Annotated in this window: 13 protein-coding genes; 1 reads left to right on the top strand and 12 read right to left on the bottom strand. The window is 69.3% G+C overall.

Annotation, left to right across the window (positions count from 1 at the left end):
• Positions 1-6 precede the first annotated feature (6 nt).
• The 9 genes from ABC304_RS06680 to ABC304_RS06640 all read right to left on the bottom strand — a co-directional run bounded on the left by ABC304_RS06680 (position 7) and on the right by ABC304_RS06640 (position 10,573).
• Positions 7-1,392, bottom strand: a complete 1,386-nt coding sequence (locus ABC304_RS06680; RefSeq protein ID WP_412929699.1) for a glycoside hydrolase family 5 protein — start codon at positions 1,390-1,392, stop codon at positions 7-9.
• A complete protein-coding gene (gene arfA, locus ABC304_RS06675; RefSeq protein WP_412929698.1) occupies positions 1,385-2,929 on the bottom strand; it encodes an arabinosylfuranosidase ArfA in 1,545 nt (514 codons plus the stop codon). The genes ABC304_RS06680 and arfA overlap by 8 nt, the downstream gene beginning before the upstream one ends.
• 48 nt (positions 2,930-2,977) lie before the next feature.
• On the bottom strand, positions 2,978-3,859 hold the full coding sequence (locus ABC304_RS06670) for a carbohydrate ABC transporter permease (protein WP_412929697.1): 882 nt from the start codon (positions 3,857-3,859) through the stop codon (positions 2,978-2,980).
• Entirely contained in the window at positions 3,856-4,791 is a 936-nt protein-coding gene (locus tag ABC304_RS06665; RefSeq protein ID WP_412929696.1) for a carbohydrate ABC transporter permease, read from the bottom strand. The genes ABC304_RS06670 and ABC304_RS06665 overlap by 4 nt, the downstream gene beginning before the upstream one ends.
• A gap of 73 nt (positions 4,792-4,864) precedes the next feature.
• A complete protein-coding gene (locus tag ABC304_RS06660) occupies positions 4,865-6,232 on the bottom strand; it encodes an ABC transporter substrate-binding protein (RefSeq protein WP_412929694.1) in 1,368 nt (455 codons plus the stop codon).
• A gap of 199 nt (positions 6,233-6,431) precedes the next feature.
• A complete protein-coding gene (locus tag ABC304_RS06655; protein WP_412929693.1) occupies positions 6,432-7,385 on the bottom strand; it encodes a 3-hydroxyacyl-CoA dehydrogenase family protein in 954 nt (317 codons plus the stop codon).
• On the bottom strand, positions 7,382-7,840 hold the full coding sequence (locus ABC304_RS06650) for a ribose-5-phosphate isomerase (RefSeq protein WP_412929692.1): 459 nt from the start codon (positions 7,838-7,840) through the stop codon (positions 7,382-7,384). The genes ABC304_RS06655 and ABC304_RS06650 overlap by 4 nt, the downstream gene beginning before the upstream one ends.
• A 1-nt stretch (position 7,841) precedes the next feature.
• Positions 7,842-9,569, bottom strand: a complete 1,728-nt coding sequence (locus tag ABC304_RS06645; RefSeq protein WP_412929691.1) for a dihydroxyacetone kinase family protein — start codon at positions 9,567-9,569, stop codon at positions 7,842-7,844.
• The gene (locus tag ABC304_RS06640) at positions 9,566-10,573 is read right to left on the bottom strand and encodes a sugar phosphate isomerase/epimerase family protein (RefSeq protein WP_412929690.1); all 1,008 of its coding nucleotides are present in this window, start codon (positions 10,571-10,573) and stop codon (positions 9,566-9,568) included. Before ABC304_RS06640 ends, ABC304_RS06645 begins: the two co-directional genes overlap by 4 nt.
• 108 nt (positions 10,574-10,681) lie before the next feature.
• On the opposite strand from ABC304_RS06640, the gene ABC304_RS06635 reads away from it, so the two are divergent.
• Positions 10,682-11,704 (top strand): LacI family DNA-binding transcriptional regulator, encoded by a 1,023-nt coding sequence (locus tag ABC304_RS06635; RefSeq protein ID WP_412929689.1) that lies wholly within the window; start codon positions 10,682-10,684, stop codon positions 11,702-11,704.
• A gap of 6 nt (positions 11,705-11,710) precedes the next feature.
• On the opposite strand, the gene ABC304_RS06630 is transcribed toward ABC304_RS06635, so the two are convergent.
• The 3 genes from ABC304_RS06630 to ABC304_RS06620 form a co-directional block, all read right to left on the bottom strand.
• Positions 11,711-12,889: a COG1470 family protein gene (locus ABC304_RS06630; RefSeq protein ID WP_412929688.1), complete on the bottom strand. Its 1,179-nt coding sequence runs from the start codon at positions 12,887-12,889 to the stop codon at positions 11,711-11,713.
• Between the two features lie 83 nt (positions 12,890-12,972).
• A complete protein-coding gene (locus tag ABC304_RS06625; RefSeq protein ID WP_412929686.1) occupies positions 12,973-15,624 on the bottom strand; it encodes an alpha/beta hydrolase-fold protein in 2,652 nt (883 codons plus the stop codon).
• 311 nt (positions 15,625-15,935) lie between these two features.
• Positions 15,936-16,226 (bottom strand): hypothetical protein, encoded by a 291-nt coding sequence (locus ABC304_RS06620; protein ID WP_412929685.1) that lies wholly within the window; start codon positions 16,224-16,226, stop codon positions 15,936-15,938.
• Between the last annotated feature and the right edge of the window lie 40 nt (positions 16,227-16,266).

The raw sequence follows: 16,266 nt of genomic DNA, 5'->3' as shown, positions 1-16,266 counted from the left end.
GTCCCCTCAGTTGCGGAGCGAGTCCCGGAGCAGATCCGCGAGCGGCCGGCGCGCGACGCAGCGCTCGAAGGCGAAGTCTCCGGCCAACTCGGCGGCCTCGGCCGGAGCTACACCCGCGAAGACCCGCGCGTAGTCGTCGACCATCGCCTCGGCCAGCATCACGTGCCGCACATGCCCGTGGATCCATCGGCGGGCGCCCCACGGGTAGGGCTGGAAGTCGGGGAACTCATCCGCGAACAGCTTCTCGATCGGATCGAGGATGCTGCGCACCCCCGCATCGGTCGAGCCCCAGGAGTCGACACCGAGGCGGGCCTTCTTCTCCTGCACCGGCGCGATCAGGCGCAGGTAGTCGCGTTGCGGATCGGCGATCACGACGCCCTGCAGGCCGATGTCCTTATACGTCCACAGCGCCCAGCTCGCGTCGTAGCGGTCATAGATGTCGAGCTGATCCCCCAGGAGCTGCGAGCGCTCCGCATCGCGGTCCGGGTCGCCCGTGTAGACCGGTCCGAATTCACCGACCCAGATGGGCGTGCCCGTCTGGCGCATGTACTCCGTGCGCTGCAGGAAGGTGCGCTCGACGACGTCGCGGTCGACGAACTGGCCACGCGAGACGCCCGGATACGGGCCGCCGTCGACGAAGCCGGGAAGCGCGTAGTCGTGCGCCGTGTAGACCGTGTTGGGCAGCGGATCGCCGAGCTGGTCGAACTGCGTGGAGTACCGGTTGCCGTCGAGGAAGAGGATGTGATCGGGATCGACCCGCCGGATCGCGGCCTCCAGCCGCCGGTAGAACGGGCCGATGGTCGACCCCTCGACGTCGGCCGGCTCGTTGACCGGGTTGTAGCCGGCCACCCACGGGTTGCAACGGTAGTGCTCGGCGATGTGCTCCCACAGGGCGATGACCCGGTGCTGGAATTGCTCCTGCGCCCAGAAGCCCGCCCACTGGGTGGGGTTGTCACTGTGCCAATGCTGATTCTGGGCGCCCGGCACCGCATGGAGGTCGAGGATCGTGTAGATGCCGTGCCGCGCGCACGCCTCGACGACCTGATCGAGCAGGCGGAATCCCTCGTTTCGCAGGACGAGGGGCTCCGTGTCGTCTTCGAAGTGCCGATAGCTGAACGGCACCCGGAGGGAATTCACTCCCAGCGACTGCAGGAACGCGGCGTCCGAATCAGTGAAGAAGTCGTGCAGGAAGCGCTCGAAGAACGCTTCGTACGCCTCTTCGCCCATCGCGCGGCGCAGCGCCCGTCGCTGCTGCGACTCCGAGCCGGCGTAGCCGGTGATGAAATTCTCCATGTTCATCCAGCCGCCGAGGCCGAAGCCGCGCAGACGCACCGGCTCGGTGCCCGAGACGATGCGCGTTCCGTCGACGCGCAGGACCGGCAGCTCAGACACCCGAGCCCTCGCTGGTGCCCTGCGCGGCGGCCAGCGTGACGGCGCTCCACGAGACCGGCGGCAGAATGATGGTGACCGTGGAGCCCTCCCGCCGCACCGAGGTGTTCTCGGCGGGCGCGACGCGCTCCGGCTCGGCCAGCGTGTTCGCCGCGTGCACGTCGGGGTCCGCCAGCGTCGTCGCCGACACCCTGTCGATCGGGCCGAATGCTGAGATGTCCACGGCGAGCTCGACATGCTCCGTCAGGCTGCGGTTGACCAGGAACGCCGACACGTCCCCCGTCTCCGCGTCGTGCGTGGCCACCGCGTCCACCGTGGGCACCGCACCGAACACCGCCGTGTCGTAGGTGGGGGTGTCGAGCGTCACCTGCAGCGCCTGGCCGTGGGCGAGACGCGAGGTGAGGGAGAACGGGAAGAACGTGGTCTGGCGCCAGCTGGGGCCGCCCGGCTCGGTCATGATCGGCGCGATGACGTTCACCAGCTGGGCCAGACTCGCCGAGGTGACCCGGTCGGCGTGACGCAGCAGCGATATCAGCAGGCTGCCGACGACCACCGCGTCCATGACCGAGTACGAGTCCTCGAGCAGGCGGGGAGCAACGGGCCAGGAGTCGACGTCGGTGATCTTGTCGACGTCGTTGTAGCGCGACTGGTACCAGACGTTCCACTCGTCGAATGAGATCTTGATCGTCTTGTCGCTGCGCCGGAGCGCCTTGACGTGGTCGGCGGTCGAGACGACCGATTCGATGAAGCTGTCCATGTTGACCGCTGAGGCCAGGAAGCTGCCGAGGTCGCCGTCGATCGGCTCGTAATAGGCGTGGCACGAGATGTAGTCGACCTCGTCGTAGGTTCGCTCGAGCACGACCCTCTCCCACTCGCCGAAGGTCGGCATCTGCGCGCCGGAGCTGCCGCAGACGACGAGCTCCAGATCGTGGTCGATCTGACGCATGGCGCGCGCCGTCTGCCCCGCGATGCGCGCATACTCTTCCGCGGTGCTGTAGCCCAGCTGCCACGGTCCGTCCATCTCGTTGCCCAGGCACCACATGCGGATGTCGTGCGGCTCGCTTCGGCCATTGGCCACCCGCTGCCGGGCGAACGCCGTGTCGGTGCGGAGGTTCGCGTACTCGAGGACGTCGAGCGCGTCCTGGATGCCGCGGGTGCCCAGGTTCACGGCGTACATGAGCTCACTGCCGACTTTCTCCAGCCACGAGGCGAACTCGTCGAGGCCGATCTCGTTCGTCTCCGTCGAGTGCCAGGCCAGGTCGAGCCGCCGCGGGCGATTGGCCCGCGGTCCGACGCCGTCCTCCCAGCGGTACCCGGAGACGAAGTTGCCGCCCGGATACCGGATCGTCGATACGCCGAGCTCGCGGACGAGGTCCATCACGTCGGTGCGGAAGCCCTCCTCGTCGGCGGTCGCGTGCGTCGGCTCGTAGATGCCGTCGTAGACGCATCGGCCGAGGTGCTCGACGAAGGAGCCGAAGAGGCGGCGGTCGATCGGTCCGATGGCCGCGGCCGGGTCGATCGTCAGGCGGGAGTGGAGCATGTTCTTCTTCCGAGGTTCAGGGGATGGTGACGACGCGAGCGGCGAGGCTCATTTGAGGCTTCCGATGGCGAGCCCGCCCTGCCAGTACTTCTGCAGGGTGAGGAACGCGATGATGAGGGGGATCACCGAGACCAGCGAGCCGAGGATGATGATGCTCCACAGCGACGTGCCGCCGGCATTGTTGGCCGAGGCGATACCCTGCCACAGGCCGATGCCGACCGTCACCGGGAAGAGCCGGTTGTCCGAGAGCATCGCCAGCGGCAGGAAGTAGTTGTTCCACGACGCGACGACCGACAGCAGCACCACCGTCACGATGGCGGGGCGGAGGAGCGGAAGGGCCACCTGGACGAAGATGCGGAATTCGCCCGCCCCGTCGACGCGAGCGGCGTCGAGGAGCTCCTCGGGCACCGCGTCGCGGGCGTAGACGTGCATCAGGTACACGCCGAACGGATTGAGCAGCGTCGGGAGGATGACGGCCCAGATCGTGTTCGTCAGACCCATCTGGGAGAACATGATGAACGTCGGGATGACCAGCGCGGTCGCCGGCACCATGACCGAGCCGAGCAGGATCGCGAAGCCGAGCCGACGTCCACGGAAGTCGTACTTCGCGAAGCCGTAGCCGGCTGCGACCGCGAGCACCGTCGCCCCCAGCCCGCCGACGACCGCGTACAGCGCGGAGTTCATCAGCCAGCGGAGGTAGATGCCGTCCTGGAACGAGAACAGCTGAACGAGGTTGCCCCAGTAGTCCACATTGTCCGTGAACCAGAGTGCGCTGCCGCCGCCGAAGAGGCCGGCCGCATCCTTCGAGCTGTTGACGATCACCCACCAGAAGGGGATCAGGAAGTAGATCAGCAGGAATCCGAGGAGCACCTGCAGGGGAATGTAGCGCTGCTGGCGCGGCTTCCGCAGGTCGAGCGTAGAGGCGGTCATGACAGGAAGCTCCCGCGCTTGCGTGTGATGAACATGAAGAGGTACACGCAGATGAACACCACGGCGCCGAGGGCGAAGGAGATCGCCGACCCGTAGTTGTAGTTCGCCAGCGCGAAGGCTTGCTGGTATGCGTACATGTTCGGCGTGAAGTCGGCGCTGATCGCTCCGGCGGCGAGGTATCGCAGGATCTGCGGTTCGTTGAAGAACTGCAGGGTGCCGATCAGCGCGAACACCAGGATGAGCACCAGGGCGGGCGCGATCAGTGGGATCTTGATCCGCAGCACGATCTGCCACTGGTTGGCGCCGTCGATGCGCGCGGCCTCGTACAGCGTCGGGTCGATGCCCTGGAGAGCGGCGTACAGGATGATCATGTAGTAGCCCGCCCACTGCCAGATGACGATGTTCAGCAGGCCGTAGAAGATGAGGCCCCGGCTCAGGAAGTCCGGGCCCGTGGCTCCGAAAGTTCCGAAGATCTCCGCGAGAGGGCCGAAGCTCTTGCTGTAGAGGAACCCCCACATCAGCGCGCCGATGACGGCGGGGATCGCGTACGGCAGGAAGATCATGAGCCGCGAGAACCGCGCGAAGCGAGTCGTGACCACATCGAGCATGAGCGCGACGGCCAGCGACACCAGCATCTGCAGCGGGATCAGGACGAGCGAGAACCGGACGACGAACCAGACGCCGTCGAGGAAGCTCGGGTCGGTGAAGGCCTTGACGTAGTTGCCGAAGAGGACGAAGCGGGTGCCGCCGATGAGCTGGGACTGGAAGAGGCTCAGGTACAGGGCGTAGAGGAGCGGCGCCACCAGGAAGGCGAGGAAGACGATGGCGAACGGGGCGATGAACCCCCATCCGATGAGACCACGTCGGGATCTGCGGCGTCGGGGTGTGGGTGCGACGGCCTGGGGCGCGTCCTTCACCAGTTGAACGGTCATACGTGTCTCCCGGAGACGAGGGTCGGGACGACGGGGGCCGGTCCGGCGAGCGGACCGACCCCCGTCGCGGTGGTCACTTGACGGTGAAGCCCTGCTCCGTCGCGTAGGCGGCGATGTCGGCCTGCAGAGCGTCGGCGGCGTCGGAGCCGGAGATCGAGCCCTCGTTGATGGAGGCGAGCTGCTGCGTGAACGCGTCGTAGTAGTACTGCCCGAACGGCACGTACGTCATGCCGGTGTATGCGTTCGCCGCCGGCACGTACACCTCCTTGTTGGCCTGCTGTCCGCTGAAGAACGGGATCTCGTAATCCACGAAGGCGTCCGAGTTCAGCGCGGTGAGGTTGAGCGGGAAGATGACCTGGTTCTGCCAGCCGTCCTCGAGCGACTTCTCGTCCGCGTAGACGCCGAGGGCGACCTTCGCCGCCAGCGCAGGATCCTTGGCCTGGCTCGTCACCGAGAACGCCGACCCTCCCCAGTTCACGGAGATCGGGTTCGAGGAGTCCCACTGGGGCAGCGGAGCGGTGCGCCAGACATCGGCATCCTCGCCCTCGCCGACGCCGGCACCAGTCAGGTATCCGGGCGCCCACGCGGCGGAGATGTATGTGGCGTAGTTGCCGCCGATGACCCCCGAGATGTATTCCGGCGTGAACTGGTCCTGCGTGCCCACGAGGCCCTTCTCCACGAGGCCGGCCCAGTAGTCCAGGACCTCCTTCGACTCGCTGCTGGCCAGGTCGATGGCGATCTCCTCGGGCTTCGAGGAGTCGTACCCGAAGGGCGTGGCGCCGTTCTGGTACTGCAGCGCCATCATCACGGCCGGGACGTTCGCGCCGAGGTCGCCGAACAGCGGTCCGCCGGCATCCTTCATCTTCTGGGCTGCGGCCTCGTACTCCTCCCACGTCGTGGGCGGGGTGATGCCGTACTCCTCGAAGATATCGGCGCGGTAGATCATGCCCATGGGGCCGCCGTCAACGGGGACGCCGTAGACGCCGTCGCCGACGGAGACGTCCTTCCAGGCACCCTCGCTGTAATCACCCTTCACGTCCTCGTAGCCGAGGTCCTTGATGTCGACGATGCCCTTCTGGATCTGGAAGGTCGGGATGCGGTCGGCTTCCACCATGATCACGTCGGGGGCGCCGGTGCCGGCGGTGATTGCCGTCTGGAACTTGTCGTACTCGTCACCGCCCTGGCCGACGTTCGTCCAGCAGACCTGAACCTCGTCGTTCTGGTCGTTGAAGTTGTCGATGACCGTCTCCATGTTGGGGTACCAGGCCCACATGGTGACGACGGGGAGGTCGGCTTTCGGAATGGTGTTGGTGCAGTTGGTGGCGTCGTTGCCGCCTCCACCGCCCTGGGATGCGGTACCGCCTCCGCCGCCGGAGCAGGCGACGAGCCCGCCGGCGAGCACGAGCGTGGTGGCCGCAGCAAGGACATGCTTCGTCTTCACTGGAGATTCCTTTCGGTGTGCTGGACTTCTTCGTCGGTGCCACCCCCGGAACACGCGACGCGACGGTGGAGCCGTGCGCGTCACGGTGTCCGGCAGGTTATTACAACGTTGTATATAACGTTGTAGAGAGAATGCCAGCCGACCCTGCGGGTGTCAAGAGAGTCGGCGGAACTTCCCGGAGACTGAGCGGAACTTCCGCTCAGTACCGGATGGGCGGGGCCGGCAGATCGGCAAGGAGGCGCGACAGTGCGGCGTAGGCGTCGTCGCGGTAGCGCGCGACCTCCGGGGCGGTCTCGGGTGACGTGGCCAGGAACCCGCGTCCCGTCTTCAGGCCCAGTTCACCCCTCTCCACGTGCGCGGCGAGCACCTCCGGCTCGGCGAAGCGTTCGGGATAGGTCTCCGACAGCGACCGGTAGCAGAACTCGTACACGTCGAGGCCGGCGATGTCGGCGATGGCGAAGGGTCCGAAGAACGGCAGCCGGAAGCCGAAGGTCGTGCGGGTGATGAGATCGACGGCCTCGGCCGTCGCGACACCCTCCTCAACGAGGCGGGCCGCCTCGCTGAACAGGGCGTACTGCAGGCGGTTGAGCGCGAAGCCGGTCACGTCCTTGATCGGCACGCCGACCTTGCCCGCCTCGGCGAGGAGCTCGACGACGCGCTCGACGACACCATCGGCGGTGCCAGCGTGCGCGATGACCTCGACCCCGGGCACGAAGGTGGCCGGGTTGCTGAAGTGCACTCCCAGGAAGCGGTCGGGGCGCTCCAGCGCCTCCGCCAGCACGCCGATCGAGATGGTCGACGTGTTGCTGCCGATGATGGCGTCGACGGGGCACGCGGCGTCGATGCGGGCGAGGGTGCCGGACTTGATCTCCGGCACCTCCGGCACGGCCTCCTCGACGAACTTGGCCTCCGCGACGGCGTCCTCGATCGACGCGGCGGCGGTGACGCCCTCGGCGATGCGGTCGCGCGCGTCGGGCGGGAACAGCCCGCGCGCGGCGTGGTCGGCGGCCTCCGCGATGATGCGCTCCCGACCTGCCGCGGCGACCTCTGGGCTCACATCGGCCAGCGACACCCTCAGGCCCGCGAGCGCGAGGACCTGGGCGATGCCGCCCCCCATGTAGCCGGATCCGACGACGGCGATGGACTCGATCATGCTGTCTCCTCGTGCTTCTCGATCAGATCGACCTTCGCCGCCGACGGCGACGCAGGGTCGAAGCGGTAGTCCAGCCATTCCGAGACCAGGCGCTTCGCCAGCTCGAGGCCGATGACGCGGGCGCCGAGCGCGAGGACGTGGGCGTCGTTGCTCAGGATGCTGCGCTCGACCGAGTAGCTGTCGTGAGCCGTCACGGCGCGGATGCCGCGGACCTTGTTGGCGGCGATCGCCATGCCCAGTCCTGTTCCGCAGACCAGCACGGCACGATCCACCGTCCCGGCGGCCACGCGCTCCGCGGCCTCTACGGCGATGCTCGGGTAGGGCGTGGACCCGCCCTCCGCCACTCCGACGTCCTCGACGTGGTCGATCCGCGGGTCCGCGGCCAGCAGGTCGCGCAGGACGTCCTTGTACGCCTGCCCCGCGTCATCCGCCCCGACGACGATGCGCCATCCCATGTCAGCTCCCCGTCTCGACGCGCGTCACCACGGCGCTGACGATCATGGCGAAGGACGTCGCGCCGGGATCGGCGTGGCCGACACTGCGCTCCGCGAGCGGTCGCGCCCGTCCGCGGCGCGGCACGAGGGCGGCCGTCGACGCGGCCGCCGCCGTGGCAGACGCGGCCGCCGCGCGCAGGGCGCCGGCGAGGGGCTCTCCCCCCGCGATCCCGCCCCGCAGCGATTCCGCGAACGGCGCCATGGCGTCGAGCATGGTCTTGTCTCCGGCATCCGCACCGCCGAGCGCGCGGATGCGCTCCACCGCCGCGTCGACGGCATCCGCGATGAGCGCCGGCGGGTACTCGTCGCGATCGTCCAGCGTGGCGCCGAGCTGCGCGAGGGCGGCGCCCCACAGGGCGCCCGAGGTGCCGCCGGCGCGCTCGGCCCATCCCTCCCCCGCCGCGGTGAGCGTCGCGGACACACCCGCGGCGACGCCGCTCCGCTCGGCGGCCGTCACCGCGGCATCCAGTCCGCGCACCATCCCCACCCCATGGTCGCCGTCGCCGGCGATCGCATCGAGTGCGCCGAGCTCGGCCTCATGGACGCGGACGACGTCGAGCGCGACCCGCAGGAGGTCGGCGGCCGTCTCCGCCGCGGCGACCGAGCCGGCCGGAGCGGGCTCGGAGGACGACGGGATGCCGGACCGGCTCTCGACGGCAGAATCGTCGATCTGCTCGGCGTCGCCCGTGCGGGGTGCGACCGCGCCCCGCTGGAAGGCGGGCGCTGCCGCCGCCGCGGCCCAGAGCTCCTCGAGCTCGTCGTCGAGCCACAGCAGGCTGACGGAGGCGCCGCCCATGTCGAGGCTCGTCACCAGTTCGCCGCAGAGCGGCTGCACCACGGTGATCCCCTGCGCGTCGAGCAGGCCCGACACCTCTCCGAACAGCACGAACAGCTCCTCGTACTTGACCGAGCCGAGGCCGTTGACGATGAGGGCGACGCGGTCGGCGCCTGCAGGCCGCTCCGCGAGCAGCGGCTGCAGCAGGGTCGCGGCGAGGTCCGGCGCGGTCTGCAGCGGGACGTCCTCGATGCCGGGCTCGCCGTGGATCCCCAGTCCGAGCGACATCATCCCCGTGGGCACCTCGAAGAGCGGCGCATCGGCCCCGGGGAGCGTGCAGCCCGAGAACGCGACGCCGAAGGTCACGGTCCGCTCATTGGCGAGGCGCGCCAGCCGCTCGACCTCGTCGAGAACGTCGCCGCGGTCGGCCGCGGCGCCTGCGACGTGGAACGCGAACACGATGCCGGCGATGCCCCGGCGCTGTGCGCGCGCGTCGCGCGGTCCGCTGGCGACGTCATCGGTCAGCAGGACGGTGCGGGCGTCGATGCCCTCCTCGCGCAGGCGGCGCTCCGCCTCGCCGAAGTGCATCACGTCGCCGGCGTAGTTGCCGTACGTGAAGAGGATGCCGCCCCCGGCGTCGGCCGCATGGGCGACGCGCATCGCCTGGCCGGTGGACGGTGAGGAGAAGATGTTGCCGCAGACCGCGCCGGCCGCCATGCCCTCCCCCACGTAGCCCGCGAAGGCGGGGAAGTGACCGGATCCGCCGCCGATCAGCACCGCGACGCGCCCAGGAGCGGACCTGTGGCGACGGACGACACCGCCGTCGACCGCGCGCACGACATCAGCGTGTGCCGCTGCGAACCCCGCCAGGGCGTCAGGAACGAAGGTCTCCGGCTCGGACAGGATGCGCGTCATGACGACACCCGCGCCGGCGACGTCTGGTGCACCCGGCTGTGGCCGACCTCGTAGTCCCGCCTGGGCAGAATCCGCCGGAGGTAGTCGCGGTTCGCCGCGCTCATGCTCAGCCCGTCGCCCCCGTAATGCTCCGTGCAGATGACCCCCTGGAAGCCGGCTCCGATGGCGATCTTCACCGCGGACCGGAAGTCGATCACGCCGGACTCGAGGTAGGACGGGGTCGTCGAGAACCAGCCCGCCGCAGCATCCTCGTCCCTCGCGTAGTTCTTGACGTGCCAGAAGTTCGCGTACGGCATCGTGGCCTGGAGCAGCATCCGCCATGACTCGACGGGCTCGTGCAGACGAACGAGGTTTCCGATGTCGGGATTCAGGCCGACGGTGTCGAGACCGATCTCCTCCACCAGCCGCACCGACGAGGCCGCCGAGCCGAGGTACGTGTGCTCGTACATCTCCAGCGAGACCACGAGACCGACCTCGCCTGCGTGGGTGCCGAGTTCGCGGAAGCGCCGGACGGCGCGCTGCCACGCATCGCCGTCGTCAGGGTCGTCGCGGTGCCCCTCGACGGTCCAGAACCACTGCTGCTTCGCCTGCTCGGCGGTCAGCGCGCGATGCAGTCCGAACGACACCACCTCGACACCCAGTTCGGCCGCCGCGTCGATGCAGCGGTGGGCGTAGGCGAGGTGCGCGTCGCCGTCGCGCTCGTCGATGACGCTGCGCCGGATGGCCGACATCGACAGGGCCCGCAGGCCGGTCTCCGTCAGTGCGTCACGCAGGGCGGTCAGGCCGCGGGCGTCCAGATCGCCGTACCGGACCCAGGAGTCGGTGAGACCGACCCCCTCGAACCCCGCGTCGGCCACCTCGAGGAGATCGGAGCGCCACCTCTCAGCCAGCCGCGCTGCGGGGACCACCGCGGGATCGGCGTCTCCCAGAGGGAGGAGGGCAGCCGCGATGGGCCAGGTGTCGGCGGTCAGCATCGAGGACTCCTTCGTCGTGATGGTCAGCACACTACACACGCGATACAACGTTGTAAAATGGGCGGTCCGGAGCGATGGGGGAAGCGGATAAAGTACGAGGATCGCTCTGGCCGGATGGAGGCGTCGATGGGATCGACGATGCACGACGTCGCGCGCGTCGCGGGGGTGTCGATCAAGACGGTGTCCAACGTCATCAACGACTACCCGCACGTGCGTCCCGACACCCGGAACCGGGTGCAGGATGCGATCGCGGAACTGGACTACCGGCCGAACCTCTCCGCACGCGGTCTCCGCTCCGGGCGCACCGGGGTCATCGGGCTGGCCGTGCCCGCCCTGCGCGAGAACTACTTCGCCGAGCTCGCCGACGCCGTGATCCGCAGCGCCGAGGCGCACGGTCTCGGGGTCGTCGTTGAGCAGACGAGCGGGGAGCGCGACGCCGAGCTCCTGGCCGTGTCGGGCGGCCGGCGCCGCTTCCTCGACGGCCTGCTGTTCAGCCCGGTCGCCATGGGCCAGACGGACGCGGCCGCGCTCACCGGCGGCAGCTTCCCGCTCGTCCTCCTCGGGGAGCGCATCTTCGACGGTCCGACCGACCATGTCGTGATGCACAACACGACCGCGGCGCGCGCCGCCGTCGAGCACCTCCTCGAGCGCGGTCGACGTCGCATCGTCCTGATCGGCGCCGATCCGGCCGCCGGCGACGAGGCCAGCTCCGCGAGCCTGCGACTCAAGGGATACCGGCAGGCGCTGGACGCCGCCGGCATCGAGATCGATCCCGCGCTCATCCGCCCCTGCGAGCACTGGAACCGCGCCGGCGGCGCCGACACGGTGCGCGGCCTGCTGAACGAGGGCGTCGACTTCGATGCGATCTTCACCCTGAACGACACCCTGGGGCTCGGCGCCCTGCGCACCCTGGGCGCCGCGGGCCTGCGCGTGCCGGACGACGTCGACGTGATCGGCTTCGACAACATCGATGAGAGCCGCTACTCCGTGCCGTCGCTGTCCACCGTCGACACCGGCCGGGACGAGATCGCCGCGATCGCTGTCGAGCTCCTGATCGAGCGGATCGCCGAGAAGGACGATGCCCGGCCGCCGCGCACGATCAAGCCCGACTTCCGCATCGTCGCCCGCGAGTCGACCGGCAACCCCGACTCCCCGCAGTAGCGGGACTCAGCTCGCGCCGACCCGTTCTTCGCCTACGGCTGCCGCGGCATCTGCCGGCGCGACCGACTCTTGTGCAGCGGAGGTCCCGGACGGAACCGTCGCGGCCGTGGCGGCGGCGACGGCGGCGTCGATCCGGGCCTGGACGCGTGCCCCCGACCGACGCCGGAGCGTCCGCCATCCGAAGAAGCCGCCGACGAGGAGCAGCAGGAGGACCAGCTGCGTCCACGGCACCGTCCAGACGGTGAAGGACGTGGATGCCGCGGCCAGCTCCGCCTCCACGGAGTCGTCTCCCACCACCACGGGTGCGGAGCGCACCTCGCCCCAGGCGAAGAAGAGCGGCGCAACGGGGACCGTGACGGTCGCGGTCGTCGCCTGGCCGGGCAGCACCTCGCGCTGCGACGAGACCTCCGTCGACGCGCCCGCCCCGAACGGCCCGGCCAGCGAAGTCTCGGTCTCGGAGCCGAGTCGCACGTTGCCGGCGTTCGCCAGCGCGTAGGTCACCGTGACCATCGACGGCGCGAAGGGGTTCCACGACGGAGCGACCGACGTCTGCACGGCCTCCGGCACGACGGCCGCCACGATGTCGCCCGAGACGCGGAGGTGCATCCGCACTCCGACGCGCGACGCAAGCTGGACGTTCGAACCGCTCGCCGGCACGAACTCCGCCACGACGCCCGCGGGGTGATCGCCGGGCGTCGCGTTACCCGGCACCGAGATCTCGATCGGGATGATGGCGGTGGCGCCGGCCTCGAGGGGGAGGAGCATCCCTCCCCCGTCGCGCGGCGTCGAGCCGGCGACGTCTCTGAGCGCGACCCACGAGCCTCCGTCGCTCGGCACCTGATCGGCGGGGACGAGGTCGAAGCCGCCACTGCTGCTGATGGTGCCGTCACTCGCGTAGACCGCGAAGGTGGCCGGCTGTGCGCTGAAGTTGGTGAGAGCGATCGCATCGGATGCCTGCGCACCGCCGTCGATGACGTGGCGCAGTGAGACGCGGCCGTCGGGGCCGTCCGCGGTGGCGGGCTGGAGCGCCCAGGTGGTACCGCCGGCGGGCGTCGGAGCCGCCTCCGCCCGCACGGCGGAGGGCATCTGCGGAGGTCCGTCGGCAGCCACGGCCGCCGGTCCGGCAGTCAGGCATGCCGCGACGACGGCGGCGAGAACGAGAAGGGTGCGAGGCCGAGCGTTCATGATGTCCTCCGAGGACGCGGCCGGCAATCGGCCGGCCGCGTCCTGTCAGGTGTTGCGTGGGTACTGCGTGATGTCGATGCGGGTCAGTCGACGGGGAACAGGGAGATCGTCACCTGACCGGTGTAGGTGCCGGGCTGGGTGTCCACGGGGACCTCCAGTCGCAGCTCCGCGCCGAGCTTGGCGGTGCCGAAGCGTCCCTCACGGTCCGCCGAGGCCAGCTCGCCCGGCGTGGCGAGGCCGGGTCCGGCATCCATCACCGTCAGCACCGGGTCACCGGCCGACAGGCCAGGACGCGGGGTCAGCACCTGCGGGATCCAGCCGAAGTGCTCCGCCTCGACGGTCTGACCGTCGGAGGTGAACGCGTCCGCCTGACCCGACACGGCCCAGCCGCCCAGGCCGGCCTGCTGCGCGGTGCGGGAGTCGGTGACCGTCACCTCGGGCAGCGCGCCCGTCATCCGCAGCCGGTCGCCGGCGTTCTCCGGAGCCGACACCGCCACCCCGTCACCGAAGTCAGCGACCGTGAGGGCCAGCACACCGTTCTCGGCCTCCGGGATCGTCGCCTCCACCGGAATCCCCGACGACGTGTCCGCCTTGAACAGCCGCGGAGCGAAATCGATCAGGTTCTTCTGCCAGGGGTCCCATCCGTGCGGGCCGACGGTGATGCCGTCGAACTCGAATTCGATGCCCGCGGCCTCCATCTGCTGCACCGATGTGAGCGCGCCCGGGTTCACGAAGTCCGTGATGTCGCCGACGTACAGGCGCAGCACCTTCGTGCCCGCATTGATCGCCGCCACGTCGATCCCGGTCGTCCCGCCGAAGCCCGCGGAGAAGACGCCGATGTAGGAGTAGTCGCCCGGGTAGGCCTTCAGCATGCCCACCGTGCGGGCGCCGCCCGCTGAGAGCCCGGCCATCGCGCGCTGCGAAGGGTCGGTGCTGAGGTGGTAGGCCGCTTCGGCCGCCGGCATCAGGTTCTCCCTGATCTCCTTGTTGAAGTCCGACACGTTGCCGTTGGGCATGATGACGACCATCGGCGTCAAGTTTCCGTCGCGGTAGTGGTTGTCGAGGATCTGCTTCGCCCGGCCCGACTGCACCCAGTCGGTCCAGCTTTGACCGCCGCCGTGGTTCAGGATGAACACGGGATAGGCCTCGGCCCGCTCCGGGTCGTAGCCCGGCGGGGTCCAGACATACGCGGAGCGCTGCTGAGCGGCGACCTGGCTCTGGTAGTCCAGCACGTTCAGCGCACCACCCTCACCCTCCGGCACGTCGGAGAGGAAACGCGCCGGTGCCGTGTCTCCGGGGATGAGGAACGGGCTCCAGTTGACCTCGGTCGTGAAGGCTCCGGGGTTGCCGGTGTCCTTTTTGTCCACGCGGTCGACGATGAACTTGTAGTAGTAGAACGCGGCGTCCATCGGACCGACGGTCACCCGCCAGCGGTCGCCGGCCTTCTCCATGGGCACGCGCAGCCAGCTGCCGCCGGGTGCGAAGTTGCCCCAGACGGTGACGTTCTTGGCGTCGGCGTACTCGGTGCCGGTCTCGAAGGTCACGATCCCGTTCTCGTCGATGAACGGCGTCGGGGTGGTCCCCGGAGCCGGCAGCGATGTCGGCCCGTTCAGCTCGAGGTTGCCCGCGCTGGGACCGTGGTCATCGACCGTGCGGAACAGACGCGACGCGAAGTCGCGCAGGTTCTCTCGCCACGTGTTCCACGTCCCGCCCGTCTCCGCGGTGACCCCGTCGAACTCGTACTCCACACCAGCCGCGCTCAGCTTCTGCACGAGGCTGACGTTCTGGTTGTACGACTTGTCCGTCGCGTTGCCGACGTAGAGGCGGATGAGATCGGTCGCGTCGTTGATCTGGGCCGCTTTGGCCGACCCGACGCTGCTCACCAGGCTGCCCGAGAACGAGCCCACCTTGGAGAACTCACCCGTGTCGGTCAGCAGCAGGTTCAGCGCCTGCGACCCGCCCCGTCCGATACCCGCGATGGCCTGATCTGCCGGCTCGTCCGAGATGTTGAAGTCCTCGCGCGCCGCCGGGACGATGTTGTCCAGCACCTCCGCACGCGCCTCCGACGTGTCGCCGTCGCCCATGACGACCACCATCGGCTCCGCCTCGCCCTCCACGATGAGGTTGTCCAGGATCTGACCCACCCGGCCCAGCTCCGCCCACTCCCGGTAGCTCTGCCCGGCATCACCCAGCAGATACAGCACCGGATACGGCTCCGCCCGATCCGCGTCATAGCTCGGCGGAGTCCACACCAGCGCCGACCTCTCCGCGCCCGCGGTGGAACTGTCATACGAGATCGTCTGCAACGCACCACCCGCCGGCACATCCGCCATCCACGCCGACTCCGCACCCGACACGAAGATCGTCTTCAACGACCCGTCGGAGGTCACCTCCTGCGGCGACCCCGGATTCCGGAACGACACCAACGCCTCCGAGCCTCCGACCGTCGCCTTGTAGCGGTAGGAGTACAGCCCCGGTTCGAGGGGCCCGATCGTGCCCGTCCAGTTGTCGCCGCTGCGCGACATGTTCAGCTGCGCGGTGGTCTTCCCCGGACCGAAGCTGCCTTCGGCCGCCGCCATCGCCGCCTCCGAGCCGACCGCGGTGACGACCGCTGCGTTCGGAACCGAGAACCGGTAGTACGCATCCTGCGGCACCGAGACCCAGGAGTCGTCGTCGACCGCCATCGCCGGCGGCGCCGCCAGAAGCGACCCCACTCCCACCGCTGCGGCCGTCATCGCGGCCGCCCATCTGCTGCGCGTGCGACTGCGCCGCGCCCGAGTATCCATCACCGTTGATTCCTCTCTGGGGTGTCGGTGCGCAGGACCGCGCACCGCTGGCCACCGCCGCGAAACCTCCGCGAGCCGGCTGCCGTGCAGTGGCGTCCACCACCCCGGATGAGGCGAGGATCATCCGTTTACAACGTAGTAAACGCCTCTGCGCTCAAGAGTGCCGCCCATGTCCCATGAGGTCAAGGAAAACTTCCAACGTTGTATATCGAGCCGCAAAGCGCATCTCACCAAGCGAACCGGTTGACGTGTCGGCCGACTCAGTGACCTGCCGGCGGTCCCATCCGTCCCGGGAGGAACGGCAGCACCGGCGCGCGGTAGGCGATCGGCCCGTCATCGGCGGGATCGATCGTCACCTCGGCCTGACCAAAGCGCCACAGACGGGCGAAGAGGTAGACCCCGAGCACGACGGGACGGTCGTCGGGCAGCTGCCAGGTGCCCACGCCCCACTGCACGGGCTGGCCCCGACCGTCGATGACGAGAGTGGGACGGATGCCGGCGTACAGCGCGAGTCGCGGCTTGTGCAGCGTGAGCTCGATACGCCGGGTCATCGGGCGCGCCGGGAGGTCATCACGCCACCGTAGCCGGTGG

It is taken from the genome of Microbacterium jepli, from assembly GCF_047237905.1.
Taxonomy (GTDB): domain Bacteria; phylum Actinomycetota; class Actinomycetes; order Actinomycetales; family Microbacteriaceae; genus Microbacterium.
This window is presented reverse-complemented; position numbering and strand designations above follow the sequence as displayed.